This is a genomic window from Corynebacterium sp. TUM25015, from assembly GCF_056393505.1.
The window spans coordinates 2,165,898-2,184,835 of the sequence record NZ_CM150783.1; the positions used below are offsets into that span (position 1 = coordinate 2,165,898).

The 18,938-nt window shown below is 58.7% G+C and carries 14 protein-coding genes; 8 read left to right on the forward strand and 6 right to left on the reverse strand.

From position 1 onward, the window contains the following. Nucleotides 1-25: 25 nt before the first annotated feature. The gene (locus AC06DS_RS09745; protein ID WP_477100644.1) at nucleotides 26-1,540 is read right to left on the reverse strand and encodes a carboxylesterase/lipase family protein; all 1,515 of its coding nucleotides are present in this window, start codon (nucleotides 1,538-1,540) and stop codon (nucleotides 26-28) included. 143 nt (nucleotides 1,541-1,683) lie between these two features. On the opposite strand from AC06DS_RS09745, the gene AC06DS_RS09750 reads away from it, so the two are divergent. From AC06DS_RS09750 to AC06DS_RS09765, 4 genes are all read left to right on the forward strand, one after another. Then, on the forward strand, nucleotides 1,684-2,451 hold the full coding sequence (locus AC06DS_RS09750; protein ID WP_477100645.1) for a hypothetical protein: 768 nt from the start codon (nucleotides 1,684-1,686) through the stop codon (nucleotides 2,449-2,451). Between the two features lie 69 nt (nucleotides 2,452-2,520). Then, nucleotides 2,521-5,994, forward strand: a complete 3,474-nt coding sequence (locus AC06DS_RS09755) for an ABC transporter transmembrane domain-containing protein (protein ID WP_477100646.1) — start codon at nucleotides 2,521-2,523, stop codon at nucleotides 5,992-5,994. A gap of 53 nt (nucleotides 5,995-6,047) precedes the next feature. Beyond that, nucleotides 6,048-9,743 (forward strand): multifunctional oxoglutarate decarboxylase/oxoglutarate dehydrogenase thiamine pyrophosphate-binding subunit/dihydrolipoyllysine-residue succinyltransferase subunit, encoded by a 3,696-nt coding sequence (locus tag AC06DS_RS09760; protein WP_448307483.1) that lies wholly within the window; start codon nucleotides 6,048-6,050, stop codon nucleotides 9,741-9,743. 110 nt (nucleotides 9,744-9,853) lie between these two features. Beyond that, nucleotides 9,854-11,196 (forward strand): IS3 family transposase gene (locus AC06DS_RS09765; RefSeq protein WP_477100647.1). Its coding sequence is split into 2 segments (ribosomal slippage): nucleotides 9,854-10,295 and nucleotides 10,295-11,196, totalling 1,344 coding nucleotides; the frame shifts between segments, so codons are not numbered across the junction. A gap of 72 nt (nucleotides 11,197-11,268) precedes the next feature. Here AC06DS_RS09765 and AC06DS_RS09770 read toward each other — a convergent pair. Continuing rightward, on the reverse strand, nucleotides 11,269-11,751 hold the full coding sequence (locus tag AC06DS_RS09770; RefSeq protein WP_293789707.1) for a hypothetical protein: 483 nt from the start codon (nucleotides 11,749-11,751) through the stop codon (nucleotides 11,269-11,271). 231 nt (nucleotides 11,752-11,982) lie between these two features. On the opposite strand from AC06DS_RS09770, the gene AC06DS_RS09775 reads away from it, so the two are divergent. Genes AC06DS_RS09775 through AC06DS_RS09785 form a run of 3 tightly spaced genes read left to right on the forward strand, consistent with a single transcriptional unit; the run spans nucleotide 11,983 to nucleotide 15,031 of the window. Further along, nucleotides 11,983-13,308 carry a magnesium transporter MgtE N-terminal domain-containing protein gene (locus AC06DS_RS09775; protein WP_293789705.1) on the forward strand — a complete coding sequence of 442 codons (1,326 nt, stop codon included), beginning with the start codon at nucleotides 11,983-11,985 and terminating at the stop codon, nucleotides 13,306-13,308. A gap of 6 nt (nucleotides 13,309-13,314) precedes the next feature. Next, nucleotides 13,315-13,851 (forward strand): DUF1003 domain-containing protein, encoded by a 537-nt coding sequence (locus tag AC06DS_RS09780; RefSeq protein ID WP_448308206.1) that lies wholly within the window; start codon nucleotides 13,315-13,317, stop codon nucleotides 13,849-13,851. 49 nt (nucleotides 13,852-13,900) lie between these two features. Further along, nucleotides 13,901-15,031: an Mrp/NBP35 family ATP-binding protein gene (locus AC06DS_RS09785; protein ID WP_293789700.1), complete on the forward strand. Its 1,131-nt coding sequence runs from the start codon at nucleotides 13,901-13,903 to the stop codon at nucleotides 15,029-15,031. Nucleotides 15,032-15,044: 13 nt separating this feature from the next. Here the strand turns inward: AC06DS_RS09785 and tatB are convergent, their stop codons facing one another. The 3 genes from tatB to sigE form a co-directional block, all read right to left on the reverse strand. Next, the gene (tatB, locus tag AC06DS_RS09790) at nucleotides 15,045-15,599 is read right to left on the reverse strand and encodes a Sec-independent protein translocase subunit TatB (RefSeq protein WP_293789698.1); all 555 of its coding nucleotides are present in this window, start codon (nucleotides 15,597-15,599) and stop codon (nucleotides 15,045-15,047) included. A gap of 36 nt (nucleotides 15,600-15,635) precedes the next feature. Continuing rightward, nucleotides 15,636-16,004, reverse strand: a complete 369-nt coding sequence (locus tag AC06DS_RS09795; RefSeq protein ID WP_293789696.1) for an anti-sigma factor family protein — start codon at nucleotides 16,002-16,004, stop codon at nucleotides 15,636-15,638. Nucleotides 16,005-16,090: 86 nt separating this feature from the next. Further along, the gene (gene sigE / locus AC06DS_RS09800; RefSeq protein ID WP_293790324.1) at nucleotides 16,091-16,681 is read right to left on the reverse strand and encodes an RNA polymerase sigma factor SigE; all 591 of its coding nucleotides are present in this window, start codon (nucleotides 16,679-16,681) and stop codon (nucleotides 16,091-16,093) included. A gap of 198 nt (nucleotides 16,682-16,879) precedes the next feature. Here sigE and AC06DS_RS09805 point away from each other — a divergent pair, with 198 nt between their 5' ends. Then, on the forward strand, nucleotides 16,880-17,560 hold the full coding sequence (locus AC06DS_RS09805) for an O-methyltransferase (protein ID WP_293789694.1): 681 nt from the start codon (nucleotides 16,880-16,882) through the stop codon (nucleotides 17,558-17,560). Between the two features lie 27 nt (nucleotides 17,561-17,587). Here AC06DS_RS09805 and glgC read toward each other — a convergent pair whose 3' ends face one another. Further along, a complete protein-coding gene (gene glgC, locus AC06DS_RS09810; RefSeq protein ID WP_293789692.1) occupies nucleotides 17,588-18,805 on the reverse strand; it encodes a glucose-1-phosphate adenylyltransferase in 1,218 nt (405 codons plus the stop codon). Nucleotides 18,806-18,938: the final 133 nt, after the last annotated feature.

Genomic DNA, 18,938 nt, shown 5'->3' on the forward strand with positions numbered 1-18,938 from the left:
CACCGCGTGACCTGTGCGCACTCCCCTAGCGCCCCGGGCGCGGCATGGCCACTGAACTCTCGTCGCCATCCCACCCCCGCATATCGAATTTCTCCCACACTCGGCGGAACTGTGCCCGCGGGTCCTCCTCCATCCGCATCTTCCGCTCAAATACTTGGGTTGCACGGCACTCCAACGAATAAGGTTCCCACCCGGGATGTGCATCCCAAATGAACTTCTTCCAGGCCCTTTGCATATGCGCTGAAACCACGGCCATCTCATCGCCCAGCACGAAACTGGCTTTCGAAGACTTTGCGTCACCAAAAAGAGCCGATAGTTCCATCGAATGCATCGCCCCAACCCCCAAACGCCGCAGCATTGCCGGCGCATAGTCAAAGCGGTACATCCACACCGGCGCACCAGCGCTGTGGTGTAGCTCCGCAAGGCGAACGGATTGCGCCCAGAACACAGCGTCAGTAAGCATCTGCGCGAAAACACCGCGGCGCCCTACGTCGCCATAAGCCGCTTCAATTTCCGCAGCTAAAGCAGGGTCGTGTGCACGTAGCATCGTCCGAGCGGCTCGCAGCCGCGCGGATTTTGAAAAGAACAGGATCTGGGCGGCAGACAACTCATCGTTATTCGTTCCAACCAGTAGCGGAAGCTGTTGCTGTTCAGCTTGCTCAAAAATGTCCAAAGGGTGCCGCACCAAGAGCTCACCATCAATGGCGATACCGAATGCGGCGTTGAGCTCTCGCAGCCCGCGCCCCTTCCACAGCATCTGCTGCCCGGCGCGCACCACATCAGCAAAGGCCAATGTGCGTAGCTCAGCGATCGAGGTAGTGCGTGGCACCAACCCGGAATACTGCGCCAATTTGCGCGCCCATAGGTTCGACTGCGCGTTGGTGTGCACGCTCATCACCGGAGCGGATTGCAAAATTACCCGATGGAATAGCCCTCGTGCAGCAGGAATTGCCATGAGAGCTGCTGCGGACGTACCGCCGGCGGATTCTCCCATCAGCACTACGTTGTTGGGGTCGCCACCAAAAGCCGCGATGTTTGTCTGCACCCACTGCAGCGCCAGAATCTGGTCGCGGGTTGCCGGATTAGGCTCGCAGGTCGCAGCATCCGGCACGTCCAGGGAGCTCATGTCCACGTACCCCAACGCACCGAGCCGGAAATTCAATGCCACATAAACGACGTCCAATTCCTTAGCGAAGTTATGCCCGCGCAGCACCGCGGTGTGGGAAGCCCCTGCGAAGAACCCACCGCCGTGTAGGAACACGACGACCGGCAGCGTGTCGCTCGTGTCTGGCCGAACGATGTCCATGTTCAGGCAGTCCTCGTCGCCTACAACCTCGTCTTTCCAGTTGTAGCCCGTCTGCGGCGCAACGTTTCCATACTCGTGTGCAGACCATTCCCCCTGCCAGCGCACGGGTTGTGGCGCTGCCCAGCGTTCTGCGGCACCAAAGGGAATGCCTCTCCAGGTCCGCACCCCATCGACCTTTACGCCGTGGACGGTTCCACCGGTGGTTTCTACCCGCACGTCGTCTCTAGTCGTCATCTTCCGTTGCCATGTGTCTGCCCTGCTGTCTTTTGTTGTCCTTAAAAAAGGTTTCCCACCATCCTATGCGGGTTCCTATGCTGGTTCCCTTTCAACCATTGGAGTTCAACCAGCAAAGAATTTTTCCCCTAGTCTTGGGTGCCATGGGAATTTTCAATCTCGGCAAGTCCAGCGGTCACCGCGACGAAGCCACCGCCACGTCAGAGCTCATTCACCAGGCTCGGCAGGCGCCTTACCCTTCCGGCCCTATCGCGCGCCGTTTTTTCGGTGCGATCGATCGCACGGTTGCGGTACAAGAGCCGCTCATTCGGTCGTATGTGGCCAAGATCGAAAAGAAGCATGGTGACGCCACGCTTCAACACCGTCAGGAAGTCCTCGACGCGCACTTTAAGAACCTCGCCACGGGTTCGGGAGCGGGCACCGGTGGCGTAGCGGCCGTACCGGGAGTCGGTACGTTGCTTTCACTGGCAGGAATCGCTGCGGAATCCGCACTGCTCGTCGAAGTTTGTGCACTATATGCCCTGGCCTCCGCAGAACTAAACGGCATCGACATCTCCAAGGAGGAGACTCGCCGCGCTGTTGTGTACCTGGCGATCTCCGGTGCCACGGCAAAGGAACTGGTGCAAGCACTGGCCGAGGACAGAACCTTCGGATCCCTAAAGGCAGCCAATAATCTGCGCGGTGCGCGCAAACTCCGCAACAGCAGCTCTGTTGAGTTGAAGCAAGCGAACAACGTCCTAGGACGCTTTGCCTTCCGCCAGGTACGCAAGCGCTTCGGCGGAGCGATGTTTAAGAAGGTTCTACCGTTCGGCGTCGGTGCCTACCTGGGCGCGAAGGCTAACCGCAAGATCGCAGAACAGATGATCGACAACGTTCATGTTTTTATTCGCGAGGCAGACGAGTTTTTCTAGCTGACTCTTCACTGACTTCGCCACTTCTCCACTATGGGGCTGTCCCGGCCCCGCGTTAAAATCATCGGCGTGTTCAGAGTCATCCGAGAATCCGCCCGTCACCACCCTGGGCTGTTTACTGCCGTGGTCGTGTTCTCGGTGTTGTTGCCAGCCATAGAACTGCTTCTGCCGCTACTTGCAGGCGCTTCTGTGGATGGCAACACTCGCGCGATTGGCCTGCTGGTGGCTGTCGCTTGTGCGCGATTCGTGGCGCAAGCTCTGCGCCGTTTCCTCTCTGGGACTTTTAGCGTGCGCACCCAGCACAGTCTGCGTATCCGGATGTTTGAGGCAATCCAGTCCGTAGATGCCCACGCGGCGCGCTCTTTCGGCACGGGGCAGGTCATTTCGCGCACGATTTCGGATCTCACGAAGGTGCAGGGCACTCTAGCGATGCTGCCGATGATGGCGGCGAGCATGCTGGAGTTGGTGCTGATTTTCGCCATCATACTGTGGATTTCCCCGTCAATTGCTGGCATCGTGGCGGTACAGATCCCACTCCTTTTCGCCGTTGCTTATGCCTCACGCACGCGCCTGTATGGGCCTTCTCTGGCGTCGCAGCGACAAGCTGCGGTTATTGCGGAGCAGGTTGATCGCACTGTGTCGGGTGTGCAGGTAGTGAAGAGTTTCGCCCAGGAGCCGCGTGAGGTCGCGCGCTATCGGTGGGAATCTGCCCGGCAGTACGGCATTAATATGCGGGTGGGCAGGCTCAGCGCTATTTTCCAGCCTGCGCTGTCTGCTCTGCCGAACGTCGCTTTGGTAGCGGCAATCGGGCTCGGTGGTTGGCTGGCCATGCGCGGAGCAATCAGCGTAGGCGATTTCCTCGCGGTATCAACTTTCATCACGATGCTTGCCCGACTCGCTCGCATGGCGGCGGGGATGCTCGTAAACGTTCACGTCACCCAACCGTGTGCCGATCGTATTTTTGAAATTATTGACGCCCCGCCGCGTCCCATCGGCACGACTGCCATTCGGGAACCAATGGGGTTTGTGGGCAGTGTCCCCGTCACCGCCGGGCAGCCCCCGATCCACCTGAATATTTCACCGTCCAGCACCGTTATCGTGGAGGGGCCTGTGGCCTCAGGAAAGACCCGTCTGGCACACGCTTTGGCGGGTTTGAGTACTGCCGATGCGGGGAATATTGAGGTCACAGTCTCCGGGAGAACAGGTTCAGTTCCGTTGCTGGATGTGCAGGAATCCGATCGCCCCGCGCTAATCATGGACGAGGCATTCCTCTATTCGGGAACGATCCGAGAGAATATTCTGCTCGGCTACTCAGCCACGGATGAGGAGGTCTGGGATGCAGCTCGCCTAGCCTGTGCCGATGCATTCATCCGCGAGGCTGGTGGTCTGGATACCGTCGTCGGCGAACGGGGAATCACACTATCCGGCGGGCAAAGACAGCGCATCGCCATCGCCCGCGCGCTACTTCGCGAACCTCATTCCATCATCTTTGACGATGCCACCTCGGCCATAGACCAGGCCACCGAGGCGCAGATTTTGGCTAATCTGCGCGCCAGCATTTTCCGGCCTACCGTGATCTACATAAGCCACCGAGCCGATGGTGGTTTCCGGAATCCGGAACAGATCATCACCCTGCCCACTGCACAGCCAGATCAGACTGTGCAGCCCGTCGAGGCTGTGTCGACGACTGCTTCTACGGCGAACGTGGCTTTTTCTTCACTCGAGGCAGGTGCGGATCCCTCCACCTACACAGTGGACACCCCACGTATTGCTGAGATCCAGGACGAGGCCGGGAGATTCCGGCTGCGCACTCTGTTTGCGATGGTGCCGGGGCTCGTCGCTGCAGTGGTTGTCACATTGCTGCTGTCCTCGGCAGCTGACATCGCGCTCCCTTCGTTTATTCGCCACGCCATCGATCACGGTGTCGCGAACAATGACATGAATTCCCTGCTGCTCACCTGCCTGTGTGCATTGGCGGTGGTTGCACTGTCATGGGTAGCCAGCATTGCCAATACTTTGCTCACCACTCTCACGGGCGAAAGGCTGATCTTCGCCCTGCGCAACCGACTTTTCCGCCACATCACTGGGATGGATCTTCTGTGGTTCCACCGCCAGTCCAGTGGCAGGATCATGACGCGCCTCACGACCGATATCGACTCCCTTTCGAATTTCCTACAATCAGGCCTCTCCCAAACGATCGTGTCGGCAACGTTGGCGTTGGGCATCATCGGCATGCTGATTTCTACCGATCTGACCCTGGCCGGAATCGTCGCGCTTTTCCTTCCTGTCATTGTGGTGGCAACAATCATCTTCCGGATGATCTCCCGTCGCTTGTATACCCGAGCCAGAAGCCAGATCAGTCAGGTGAACGCGACCTTCCAGGAGACCCTTATGGGCCTTCCCACCGGCCAGGCCTTCAGCTACGGGACGGCCCTTCAAAGCCGTCTCGAGGCAGAATCCCGTAAGTACCTTCGACTGCGTACCCAGTCACAGACCGCTGTGAGTTTGTATTTCCCTGGCATCAACCTTCTCACCCAACTCGCCCAAGCCGCGGTTCTCAGCGCAGGAACCTCACTGATCGCTAGCGAGCAGACCACAGAAGGCGCCCTGGTGGCGTTCAGCCTCTACCTGACGATGCTCTTTGGACCGATTCAGCAGCTCTCCCAGGTATTCGACCAATTCCAACAGGCAAGCGTCAGCGTCTCGCGCATCCGCGAACTTCTCCACGAACGCCCAGCCCTTACCGTTTCCGCGGACGCAAAAGATCCGGCGTTTGTGAAAGGGCCAGCAATTCAGTGTGAGGGCGTCGTATATAAGTACGGCGAGGGCGAGCCCACCCTAGACATCACCCACACCTTCCGCGGCACCACAGCTGTGGTCGGTGCGACGGGTGCGGGGAAAACTACGCTGCTGCGGCTCATCAATAGGTTCATGGATCCGACGGAGGGGACGATCCGCGCGGATAATACGGACATTCGGGACTTCAACGTGCGTGGATGGCGGAGCTGCATTGGCACCGTGCCACAGGAACCACAGCTCTTCGAGGGCACAGTGGCCGAAAACATCGCCTACGGCGACAAGAATGTCGACAAAAATGATGACTGCGATCCTGCACTACGCAAACAAAGAGCACGGACCGCTGTCGAACGCATTGGTGGAGAGAAGATCCTGCAAACGATCCCCGGTGGGCTCGACGCTGCCATTTCACCCGGCACCAATACCCTTTCGGCAGGACAAAAACATATGATCGCGCTTGCTCGGGCGGAGTACATCCGGCCGTCGATTATGCTGCTCGACGAAGCGACGGCAAACATCAATGACGACGAGGAAGCCCAGATTGTCGAATCGATCAACCGCGTTACCCGCGACCGCACCGCACTTATCGTCGCGCACCGCCTCCGCACCGCAGCAAGGGCCGACACCATCGTGGTGATGGATCAGGGCCGCATTGTCGAAATTGGAGAGCATAACAAGCTACTACAAAAAGGCGGAGCATATGCCGATTTGTGGAATGCCGCGCCAAGGCCGACAACCGGTTTGTAGTAGGGTGGAACGACGAGACTTAAAGCCATAAAGGAAAGAGGCGAGGACCTGCTGTGAGCAGTGCAAATTTCGGTCAAAACGAATGGCTGGTCGATTTGATGTACCAGCAGTATAAGGAAGACCCAAAGTCTGTCGACGCTGAATGGCGCGATTACTTTGAAAATAATTCCTCCCCCGTAAACGCGCCGGGCAACACCCAGGCTACGGCGGGCAACGGAGCACAGAAGACCACGGGCAGCCAGGGCGCTACCAAGAACACCGTCACCCCCACTCGGGATACGACGGCAGGTGGCAAGCAGCCGAAGGGATCTGCGTCCCAGAACCAGGACAGCAACGTCAAGCCCACCCCGAAGCGCACTGCACCGCCGGCTCCGAAGCAGCCGGTGGAAGCTCCAGAGCCGGGCAAGACCACCATTAAGGGTGCCGCCAAGGCCGTAGTTAAGAACATGGACATCTCCCTGGAGATTCCGACCGCGACGTCCGTACGCGATATGCCGGCGAAGCTGATGTTCGAAAACCGCGCCATGGTCAACGAGACCCTGCGAGCCCGCGGTAGCGGCAAGATCAGCTTCACTCACATCATTGGTTATGCCCTGGTACAGGCCGTAAAGGCTCACCCGGACATGAACAACTCCTACGAGCTGGTCGACGGCAAGCCGACCCTCGTCACTCCGGAGCACATCAACCTCGGCCTCGCAATCGACATGGTTGGCAAGAACGGCCAGCGCTCCCTGGTGGTCGCCGCCATCAAGGAAGCCGAGAACATGACCTTCGGCGAATTTGTCGAAAAGTACGAAGACGTCGTTCACCGTGGCCGCGAAGGCAAGCTGACGATGGATGACTTCACTGGTGTGACCATCTCCCTGACCAACCCCGGTGGCATCGGCACCCGCCACTCCGTACCGCGCCTCACCAAGGGACAGGGCGCCATCATCGGCGTAGGCTCCATGGACTACCCCGCCGAGTTCGCCGGCGCCTCCGAGGATCGCCTGGGCGAAATGGGCATCGGCAAGCTGGTGACCATCACCTCTACCTACGACCACCGCATCATCCAGGGTGCAGAGTCCGGCGAATTCCTGCGCACCATGAGCCGTCTGCTGATCAACGACGAGTTCTGGGATGAGATCTTCCACGCCATGCGCGTGCCTTACGCTCCTACTCGTTGGAGCCAGGACCTGCCAAACATCGGCGTAGACAAGTCCACCCGCGTGATGCAGCTGATCGAGGCCTACCGCTCCCGCGGTCACCTGATCGCAGACATCAACCCGCTGCAGTGGACCCAGCCGGGACTGCCGATTCCGGACCACTCCGACCTGAACATCGAATCCCACGGCCTGACCCTGTGGGACTTCGACCGCACCTTCCACGTCGGTGGCTTCGCCGGTCGCGAGACTATGACCCTACGTGAGGTGCTCTCCACCCTGCGCAAGGCCTACACACTGAAGGTCGGCACGGAGTACACCCACATTCTCGACGCCGAAGAGCGCAACTGGCTGCAGGATCGTATCGAGGCTGGCCAGGCCGAGTTCACCCCAGCACAGCAGAAGTACATTCTGCAGAAGCTGAACTCCGCCGAGGCGTTCGAGAACTTCCTGCAAACCAAGTATGTCGGCCAGAAGCGCTTCTCCCTGGAGGGCGCCGAGACCCTGATCCCGATGATGGATGCCGCTATCGACCGTGCTGCAGACGCAGCCCTGGACGAGGTCGTCATCGGCATGCCGCACCGTGGTCGCCTGAATGTTCTGGCCAACATCGTGGGCAAGCCTTATGCCCAGATCTTCACCGAGTTCGAGGGCAACATCGACCCAGCTGCTGCCGGCGGTTCCGGCGATGTGAAGTACCACCTGGGTCAGCAGGGCCACTACCACCAGATGTTCGGCGACAACGACATCGACGTCTACCTGGCAGCTAACCCCTCCCACCTGGAAGCCGTTAACCCGGTCATGGAGGGCATCGCCCGCGCTAAGCAGGATCAACTGCACGAGAAGCACACCGTCATGCCGCTGCTGCTGCACGGCGACGCCGCATTTACCGGCCTGGGCATCGTGCAGGAAACCATCAACCTAGCTCGCCTCGAAGCCTACGAGGTTGGCGGTACCGTTCACATTGTGGTGAACAACCAGATCGGCTTTACCACCACTCCGGACGCTGGCCGTTCCACCCACTACGCCACGGACCTGGCCAAGGGCTTCGACTGCCCGGTCTTCCACGTCAATGGCGACGACCCTGAGGCTGTCGTTTGGGTTGCACAGCTGGCCGTTGATTACCGCAACCGCTTCGGCAAGGACGTCTTTATCGATCTGGTGACCTACCGCCGTCGCGGTCACAACGAGGCTGATGATCCTTCGATGACCCAGCCGCTGATGTACAAGCTGATCGGTGAGACCAAGTCTTCCCGCGATCAGTACACCGAAACCCTACTGGGGCGCGGCGACCTGACCGAAGAGGACATCGAGCGCGTACAGCGCGACTTCCACGATCAGCTAGAGACCGTATTCACTCAGGTACGCGAAGCTGAGAAGGGCACCAAGCCGAAGGAACAGGGTGGCATCACTGGTTCCCAGGATCTTCCGCATGGCCTAGATACCTCCGTGGATCGCGAGCTCATTGAGCACATCGGAGACCTATTTGCAGACGTGCCGGATCACATCACCCCGCACCCGCGTGTGAAGCCGGTGATCAAGCGTCGTAAGGAAATGTCCCGCAACGGCAACATCGACTGGGGCTTCGCCGAACTGCTGGCTTTCGGCTCCCTGGTTGACGGCGGCAAGCTGGTGCGTCTGGTCGGTGAGGATACCCTTCGCGGTACCTTCACCCAGCGCCACGCCATCCTGTTCGACCACACCGACCACGACCGCTACAGCCCGCTGGAAGAGCTGGCTCGCGAGTCCGGCAAGGGCGGTGGCTTCGAAGCCTACAACTCCGCCCTGACCGAGTACGCGGGCATGGGCTTTGAGTACGGCTACTCCGTCGGCAACCCGGATGCTCTGGTGGCTTGGGAGGCACAGTTCGGCGACTTCGCCAACGGCGCCCAGACCATTCTCGATGAGTACGTTTCCTCCGGTGAGGCTAAGTGGGGCCAGATTTCCTCCCTGGTTCTGCTGCTGCCGCACGGCTACGAGGGTCAGGGCCCGGACCACTCCTCCGCCCGTATCGAGCGTTTCCTGCAGATGTCCGCAGAGGGCTCCTGGACCATTGCTCAGCCTTCCACCCCGGCCAACTACTTCCACCTGCTGCGTCGCCACGCACTGGGCTCTCTGAAACGTCCGCTGGTTGTCTTCAGCCCGAAGTCGATGCTGCGCAACAAGATGGCAGTCTCCGCCGTGGAGGACTTCACTGAGGTTAAGAAGTTCCAGTCCGTCATCGACGACCCGAACCAGAATGGAAAGAACGAAAATATCAAGACCGTTCTGATGTGCTCGGGCAAGATCTACTGGGATCTGGAGAAGAAGCGCCAGGCTGATGGTCGCGACGATGTCGCCATCGTCCGTGTGGAGATGCTGCACCCGATTCCGTTCAATCGCATCAAGGATGCGCTGGCCAATTACCCGAACGCCGAGGTGCGTTGGGTACAGGATGAGCCGGCCAACCAGGGTCCGTGGCCGTTCCTGGCTCTGCAGCTGCCGGAGCACATCCCGGGGCTGCAGATGAAGCGCGTTTCCCGCCGTGCACAGTCCTCCACCGCTACCGGTGTTGCGAAGGTGCACCAGCTGGAGCAGAAGCAGCTGCTGGACGAGGCTTTCAAGTAAGCTCTCTTCCGCACTTCCGCGCTAGCTAGAAAAACCCGCCGCAGTACATGAACTGCTCCCCATTAGTTGGACTGAGAAATCAGTTACCGACTAGTGGGGAGTAGTTTTCATTGAGAGCACGAAGTTCGCTAAGTGAGCATCAGCGCGAGCAGTTGGTTGAACTATTTGAGCAAGGCATGGGTTATACAGCCGCTGCCAATGCCCTTGGTGTCTCCAAGTATGCCGCCCGTATGCTCTGTCGTCGGTTTAAGCTGCATGGCAGGCTATGTCTTGTGGAGAAACCGATTAAGCAGCAGTACTCGTTCGAGGTCAAGAAGGAAGTTGTCCAACGCTATCTTGCCGGCGAGACAAAGATGGATCTTGCGCGTGAGTTTGGCCTGTCGTCAGATCAGCTGGTCAGTTATTGGTCGCGGCAATGGCGTAACGGTGGCGATGAGGCGTTAAAACCGAAGCCGAAGGGCAGACCCAAAGGCTCGGCTGTGCCAAAGCCGCTGACCGAAGAGGAGAAGCTGCGGCGCCGGATCGCGCGATTGGAAGCGGAAAACGCTTATCTAAAAAAATTGCGGGACTTGAGGAATCAGGGACGCGCCTGAAAGTCCAGGCGATTGTCATCCTCAAGTCGCACCACCGCTTGGAGTACCTCCTAGAGGCAGCAGGTATCCCACGGTCGACGTTCTTCTACCACCAGAAACGCCTCGGCCAGCCAGATAAGCACGCCGAGCTCAAAGACGCGATCCAGGCAAGTTTTGAACGTAACAAGCATCGCTACGGCTATCGACGAGTGCTACTTGACCTGCGTAACCAGGGGTGGGTGGTCAACCACAAACTCGTCTACAAACTCATGCGTGAGATGGGCATTCGAGCCAAGATCCGCCAACGTAGACCTTATGTTTCCTACACCGGGACGATCAGCCACATCGCTGACAACAAACTTGACCGCAAGTTCACCCCGGATCAGCCAAACACCGTCTTTGTCAGCGACGTCACCGAGTTCAGGGTCCAAGGCCGCAAAGTGTATTTGTCGCCGGTGATGGACCTGTTCGACCGCTCAATCGTCGCCCACACCGTGGCTACATCACCGTCGACAGCGTTGACCACCGATTCTTTGTCCAAGGCGATCGCGGCGAGTGCGCCTGAACCCGGGTGGATGATGCACACTGACCAAGGCTTCCAGTACCAGCATGCCTCGTGGCGTGATCTGATCGGTGACAACGGTGGTGTTCAGTCGATGTCGCGTAAAGCCAACTGTTACGACAACGCGGTCATGGAGAACTTCTTCGGGCACTTGAAAACCGAGATGTACCACGGTGAAGTCTTCGACACGGTCGCAGAGTTCAACCAAGCGATTGACGAGTACATCGGGTGGTACAACACCGAACGCGTCCAACAACGACTCAAGGGCCTGACCCCGATGCAATATCGGAATCAGACCCTTGAAGCCCTAACCGCCTAGAATTAAACCAGTCCAACTTTCGGGGGCCAGTTCAACAGCGGCGGGCTTTTTGTTACTTATTTAACCTCCGGCTTAGCCTCCGAGCATCTCCATAGTTGTTGCTGTTGCCACGTGATTGAGCTGCGCCCGTACTTTGCGACCGGCAATGTGTTTCGAATAGATCACGACTGCATTTTGCGGCAATGAGTCCCCTGGGCACGGCGTGGCCTGTCCCGGCAGCGTCGCCCCGACCTCTGATGGCAATGCGCTGAGCAGTTCATCGTAGACGAGGCTATTCCATTCTTCCGCACTCTTAGTTTCCGTCGCGCCTTCCGAAAGCTCAGCCTGCGCGCTTTGCTTTTGCTTTTTGTATTCGCGTCGCAGCTCCATGGCTCGATTACGATCTAAGTGCTCCAGCAGCTCCCCCGTACAGCCGTAGGAAACGGTGATTTCACCAGATCTCACCTGTCGAATGCGACGATCGGCGGGAATGGGTTTGCGCTCGGTCTTGCGCCCAAAATCATCGAGCTCCCGCACCAGATAGCGAGCAAAAGCATCAGCGTACCTTTCGGGCATCGGCGAATTTCCCACCGCTCGCTCGGGCATCCCCACTAAAAAAGGCTCCGGGGTTTCTTCAGCACAAGCAGTCAGGCCACCACAGGAAGCGAGGCAAGTTATTGCCGCAATTATGGACGCCACGTCTCGCCGCCCCAACGTTCGCATCTTATTTTGTCCCTTTGCATTTCGTGCAGCTATACAACTCGCCACATTCTACCTTGTGGAGGCGATCAAGTACCCTAAGTAAACATGAGTACAAGTCGCGTGTATGCAGGACGATTGGCCGGCCTAGTGGTGCTGGGACCAGACGGCGAATCCGTCGGCCGCGTCCGCGATGTTGTCATCACCATTCACGGCGATAATGCGACTGCACTTGGTCTCGTGGTGGAGATCGCGAATAAGCGCAAGATTTTCCTCCCCATGCTGCGCATTGCGGCGATCACCGCGACGGACATCACGACTTCTTCCAGTTCCGTAAACCTTCGCCCCTTTAAGTCCCGCTCTGCCGAGCTCACCATCTTCGAGGATCTCGTCGGCTCAAAGGTGCACACAGACGATCCAGAGCACGAGGAACTTCACGGGAAGGTTGTGGAGATTACCGATGTCGAGCTGAGCCGTAGTCGGCGTCGTGAATGGAAGATCCGTAACTTAGCGGTCACCCAGCGCAGCCGTCTGGGGCGTAAAACGTCCATTAACATTATCCCGATCGAGCACATCCAGGGACTCCACGCCTCTGGCACGGGTGTGGTCAACCAGGATGCGGAGCTCATCGCCTCCTTCAAGCAGATGCGCAACGCCGACGTGGCGAATGCCCTGGTGGACATGGATGACGCTCGGCGTAATAAAATCGCCGCAGAACTCGACGACGAACGCCTTGCGGACGTGTTGGCGGAGATGCCCGACGACGACCAAACGGCAATCCTCGAGCATCTCAATATTGAGCGTGCCGCCGACGTGCTGGAGGAAATGGATCCGGACGATGCCGCCGACATTCTGGCCGAACTCCCGGGAGATACTTCCGACGTGCTGCTGGAGCTGATGGATCCGGAGGAATCCGAGCCCGTCCGGCGACTCATGAATTTCTCGCCGGAAACTGTGGGTGCACTGATGACGCCCGAACCGATCATTTTGACGCCCCAGGCCACCGTCGCAGAAGCTCTCGCCCACGCGCGAAATCCAGAGCTGCCGACGTCCCTATCCTCCATGATCTTCGTCGTACGACCTCCCCAGGCGACCCCGACGGGCAAATACCTAGGCTGTGTGCATCTACAGAAGCTTCTCCGCGAACCACCGTCCTCCCTTGTCAGTGGAATCTTAGATCTGGAGTTACCCGCGCTGTTCGCAGATGACAACCAGGAAACGGCGGCGCGCTACTTTGCCACCTACAACCTGGTGTGTGGCCCGGTGCTGGATCACGATCAGCATCTCCTTGGCGCTGTCAGCGTGGATGACCTGCTGGATCACATGTTGCCTGAGGATTGGCGCGAAGAAGACTGGCGCGTGGAATCTCCAGCCATTTCAGCAACCCCGTCTACCCCGGTATCCCAAGCAGCCTCGGAATTGAAGGAGGTCTAGGCATATATGGCACGTAATTTCTCCCGCGTGGATCTGGATACTCCGACCGACGCCACCCGCCAGAAAAAGAAGTTCAATCTCGACGGGGACGGTGTCGGTCGCGTAGCTGAGAGGATTGCTCGCTTCCTGGGCACCGGCAAGTACCTCTTTTATCAGACGATCATCGTTGTCGCCTGGATCCTGCTGAACCTGGGCGGCATGTGGTGGAACTGGGATCCATACCCATTCATCTTGCTCAACCTCGCTTTCTCTACCCAGGCCGCCTACGCCGCGCCCCTGATCCTGTTGGCACAGAACCGCCAGGACGACCGCGACCGCGTCAGCCTGGATGAGGATCGCCGCCGTGCCGCTGAAACCAAGGCCGATACGGAATTCCTAGCCCGTGAGGTCGCCAGCGTGCGCATTGCCGTGGGTGAGACGGTTACCCGTGATTATCTCCGCCGTGAGCTCGAGGAGCTGCACGACATTCTGCAACGCATTGACGACAAGATCGACGACACCCGCCGAGACGAGGAAGCTCGCGGCGACGCGCGCGACGATTAACCGCCCGGAATTAGCGTCTCGCCGGTCGTTCGATAGACTTAATCCCATCATGTCCCAAGTCACTGAATCCGCTGTACGCAGCGCGCTATCCCGCGTAGAGGACCCTGAACTAAACCGCACGATCACGGATCTCGGCATGGTGAAGTCCATCGACATCAACGGAAGTGATGTCGCGGTGGAGATCTACCTGACGATCGCCGGCTGCCCGATGAAAAACCACCTGACGGAAAAGACCCGCGAGGCCGTGGCTTCCGTCGACGGTGTGGAGAACGTCACGGTTACCACTGACGTTATGAGCGATGAACAGCGTCGCAACATTCGCCAGATGGTTCGTGGTGACGCGGCAGATCCGGTGATTCCTTTTGCCCAGTCCGACTCGACCACCCGCGTGTTCGCCATCGCCTCCGGCAAGGGTGGTGTGGGCAAATCCAGCGTCACCGTTAACCTTGCCGTTGCTCTGCAAAAGCGAGGGCTGAAGGTCGGCGTGATCGATGCCGATATTTATGGCCACTCCGTGCCCGGCTTGATGGGCTCCACCGACAAGCCGCACCAGGTGGACGAGATGATCATGCCGCTGCAAGCACACGGCGTGAAGTTGATCTCCATTGGTCACTTTATTGGAGACAACTCGCCGGTTGTGTGGCGTGGCCCAATGTTGCACCGCGCTATCCAACAGTTCCTGGCAGACGTATTCTGGGGCGACCTAGACATTCTGCTGCTGGACCTGCCGCCGGGAACCGGCGACGTGGCGATCTCCGTGGCGCAGCTTGTGCCAAACGCCGAATTGTTGATCGTCACCACCCCGCAGGCTGCAGCAGCCGAGGTTGCAGAGCGTGCGGGCTCCATCTCTCAGCAAACTCGCCAGCGAATTGGTGGCGTGATCGAGAACATGAGCTGGATGGATATGCCGGATGGCACTCGCATGGAGGTCTTTGGCTCCGGAGGCGGCCAGTTCGTTGCGGATCGCCTGTCCCAGATCACCGGGGCGAAGGTACCCCTGATGGGGCAAATTCCACTGGACCCTAACCTGCGCATCGGTGGCGACCTCGGTAACCCCATTGTGCTTTCGGAGCCGAACTCTCCGGCCACGATCGCATTCGGAGGAATCGCCGATCAGCTGGCTGTGCGTCGTAGCTCGCTGGCCGGTAAATCACTGAACCTCGGCGTCACAAAGAAATAGGCCGAGCGCCAGGCTACGTTACGTCCTCCCACCCGTTGCTGGGTGCGGAGGGCTTTTCATTGCCAGTCAGCTGCTGGGCAGCATTGGCCACAGGATCGTCCAATTGGGAAGAACGGGACTCCCCCGCCGCGGACTGCTGTGACACGCTCACGCCATCGTTATCAGCACTGCCGCTAGCCGGGGCGGGTTGACCTGGCTTATTTCCAGACTTCAGGGTCTCACGCAGATTTGGCTTGCGCACCGTATCGACGGTGTCTTTGACGTCCTGCTTCGTCTCGTTGAAGGAGGTCAGGAAGCTATCATCGTCATCCAGCAAAGTCTTGGTTATGAACCCCTTCGCACCCATTTGGCGTACAGAGTTCAGCTCCTGCAAAGGCTTGGAGAACTCGCGAAAGTCCTCCCCCAGCTCACCGTCTAGTTGATCCTTTGCCTGCGATACTGCCTTGCGTACCGCCAGCAAGACCGCGCGAACCTCCTTGATAAGACCCGGCAATCGCTCCGGGCCAATGAGGAACAACGCGACGATCAAAAGTACGAGGACTTCGCCCCAACCTACATTGGAAAACACCTGTCTAACCTAACTCAAACTGCAGGGCATTTCACTTTACTTGCCGCGGAACTGCATTTTACGCAGCAAAAGATCCAGCCGATCAACCAACGTTTCGGGGCGGCGACAGCCATCCACGGAGAAACGATGCGGCGCATCATCCTCGCGGCACTCTTCCGGAATGCGCTGTAATTTTTCCATCAATCCGCCCGGGGTGTGTACGTCCGAAGTGTGCTCGCGCATTCGGTTGGACGCACTTCGCTGGGCACGCACCTCCGCCCTGCACGTTTCACAGTGGACGAGGTGGATTTTCGCTCGGTGTTCCGCACGGCGGGAAAGTTCCCCGTCAACAAGCGCAGCGATGGCCTCGGTGGACAGGTGGTCGACGGACAGTTCCCCCGTGAGGTTTTCAACGAAAGATGTCACGTGCTTTACCTGCCTTTCCACTTCAACGGTGTCTGTTTCTTTAGCGCCGTTCCAAACGTCTCAGACCGACACTAGTCTCTCAGCCTTTAGGCCTGGCCGGTGTAGACCAGTTCGCCATGGTTACGTTCCAGGTTACCGCGAAGTTGCGCGCGGGCGCGGTGGATGCGGGAGCGCACGGTTCCCATCTTCACGCCAAGGGTCTGGGAGATTTCGTCGTAGCTCATCCCCAGCCCGTCACAGAGCACGACGGCTACGCGGTACTCCGGCGCTAGCTGATCCAGCGCCTTTACCAGCGCAGGATCCAGATTGTTCAGTTCAAAGGTGGCTTCGGGGTCGTCAATGCCGCCCTCGATGCGGTCATAATCCTCGGGCAGCGCTTCCATGCGAATCTTCGCACGCCGGCGCACCATATCCAGGAATAAGTTAGTGGTGATGCGGTGCAGCCATCCTTCAAAGGTTCCCGGCTGGTAGGTCTTGAGGCTGCGAAAGACTCGCATGAACGTATCCTGCGTGAGGTCTTCTGCGTCCTGTTGGTTTCCTGCGAGGTGATAAGCCAGCCGGTAGACGCTGTCTGCGTGCTCGGCGACCAATTCCCCCCAGCCCGGAAGTTCGCCGGTACCTGCATCGAACACTGCTGTGGTTCGTGGGGCGGGGGTTTGATCTGCGTTCATGCCCATATTGTGGCTGATTGTCCTCAAAATCTTGTGCTGCACGCCTGGCAGTTTCCTGTGAGGATTTTACCCCCTGTGGGGGTGGAACGAAAGTTCGTCACTCGGGTCACTCTTGTTCACTTGCTTTTCTATTTTTGACGCCGGCGCCTGACATGCCGAGAACAAGCACAACATTGACGCTTTCCTGACCTATCGTCGTGAAGCGTGAATGCTGCATCATCTTCCCCCATTGAGGCCATCCGTGAGTACGTTCGGGCGACCAGCGAGCCGGACGAGGTGACCACCACCGCTGTCGAGGCGGCACAGGAGTTTGGTCTGCTCACCCCCGATGCGATGACTGCTGAGTTTTTGGAATTCATCGCCACCCGCGCAGGCGCCAACGCCGCTGCCCAGGGACACACCCCCACCGGCATTATCGTTTCGCCAGCCAGTGGCGTAATTGGCCTGCACCTTTTCAAGGGCCTTAACGCCGCACAGACCGAAGGACACCTGACGTGCATCGAGCCGGAGGTACAACACCAACAATTGGCCAAGCAAGCTTTCGCCAATGCCGGTCAGCGCCCCAATACCTTCCGTTTCTTGCCCAGCGCTCCGCTGGATGTAATCCGCCGTCTAGCCAACGATAGTTACGACATGGCGGTCGCAGAGGCCGCGACAGAGGAGTTCACCGCGATTGTGGAATCCACGCTCCCGGCACTTCGCACTGGTGGTGTCCTCGTACTTCTGGATTCTTTGATGGACGGCCTGGTGGGTGATGAAAACCGCACCGACCGCCAGACCACCCGGGCTCGCGAAGCAGATCAGTTCTTCCGCGAGCTGGAAAACGCCAAGGTCTCTCGCCTTCCTTTGGGCGCGGGTGCGACGCTGATCACGAAGATCAGCTAAAGAAGCTCGGCTAAGAACGCAAGTCTGTTAGACGACTACGTTCTTGCCAATGCAGACCACGCCACCCTTGGAGATCGTAAAGCGATCCTGATCGCGGGCGCGATCCACGCCGATAATCTCCCCTGCCGAGACCTGCACGTTCTTGTCCAGGATGGCGTGACGCACCACTGCACCGCGACCGATGCGCACACCTGGCATGATCACGCAGCCTTCCACAGAGGCACCTTCCTCCACGACGACGTTCTCACTCAGCACGGAGTTTCGCACCGTACCCGCGGAGATGATGCAGCCCGCGGAGACCATCGAAGACTGAGCAATACCGCCCTTGACGAATTTCGCCGGCGGCAGGTTGCCCGTCTCAGCCGTGTGGATAGGCCACTGCTGGTTGTACAGGTTAAACACCGGGTGCACGCTGATGAGATCCATGTGCGCCTCGTAGAACGCATCAACGGTTCCGACGTCACGCCAGTAACCCTTGTCACGCTCGGTCTCTCCTGGAACGTAGTTGTTGGAGAAGTCGTATACATAGGCCTCGCCACGGTCCACCAGGCGCGGGATAATGTCACCGCCCATATCGTGGTTGGAGTTCTCGTCTTCGGAGTCTTCCTTCAGCGCGTCGATCAAGGTCTGTGCGGTGAACACGTAATTACCCATGGAGGCAAAGGCAACCTCTGGGTCATCCGGAACGCTCGGCGGTTCGGCAGGCTTTTCGAGGAACTGCTCGATCTTGTTGTCATCGCTCGCCTGGATCACACCGAACGCGGTAGCTTCGTGGCGTGGCACCCGTAGGCCAGCGACCGTCACACCGGCGCCACTTGCGATGTGTTCCTGCACCATCTGCTCCGGATCCATGCGGTAGACGTGATCCGCACCGAAAACGATGATGTAATCCGGCTGCTCGTCGTACACCAGGTTTAGGGACTGCAGAATGGCATCTGCAGAACCGGTGAACCAACGCTTGCCCAGGCGCTGTTGAGCCGGAACAGGAGTGATGTACTGGCCTGTCAGGCCGGACAGTTGCCAGGACTGGGAGATGTGGCGGTCGAGGGAGTGGGACTTGTACTGGGTCAGCACACAGATTTTGTAGTAACCGGCGTTGACCAGGTTAGACAGCACGAAGTCGATCAGGCGATAGTTGCCGCCGAACGGTACGGCAGGCTTAGCGCGATCGGCGGTGAAAGGATACAAGCGCTTTCCCTCGCCACCGGCAAGGACAATGGACAGGACATTTGATCTGCTCTTCACACTTTCCAACCTAGCGACCTCGGAATAGTTTTGCTTGTCAAGCAGGCAATCTGATATGGAACGGTGCCCCCCTAATGCGTTAAACCGGATGATCGTCGACGTTCTTACCAGGACACACAGCGCCTAGCCCGGT

Coding starts and splice junctions, on each gene's coding strand:
- AC06DS_RS09745 (WP_477100644.1), bottom strand. CDS start 1,540: ATGACGACTAGAGACGACGTGCGGGTAGAAACCACCGGTGGAACCGTC.
- AC06DS_RS09750 (WP_477100645.1), top strand. CDS start 1,684: ATGGGAATTTTCAATCTCGGCAAGTCCAGCGGTCACCGCGACGAAGCC.
- AC06DS_RS09770 (WP_293789707.1), bottom strand. CDS start 11,751: ATGCCCGAAAGGTACGCTGATGCTTTTGCTCGCTATCTGGTGCGGGAG.
- AC06DS_RS09775 (WP_293789705.1), top strand. CDS start 11,983: ATGAGTACAAGTCGCGTGTATGCAGGACGATTGGCCGGCCTAGTGGTG.
- AC06DS_RS09780 (WP_448308206.1), top strand. CDS start 13,315: ATGGCACGTAATTTCTCCCGCGTGGATCTGGATACTCCGACCGACGCC.
- AC06DS_RS09785 (WP_293789700.1), top strand. CDS start 13,901: ATGTCCCAAGTCACTGAATCCGCTGTACGCAGCGCGCTATCCCGCGTA.
- sigE (WP_293790324.1), bottom strand. CDS start 16,681: ATGGGCATGAACGCAGATCAAACCCCCGCCCCACGAACCACAGCAGTG.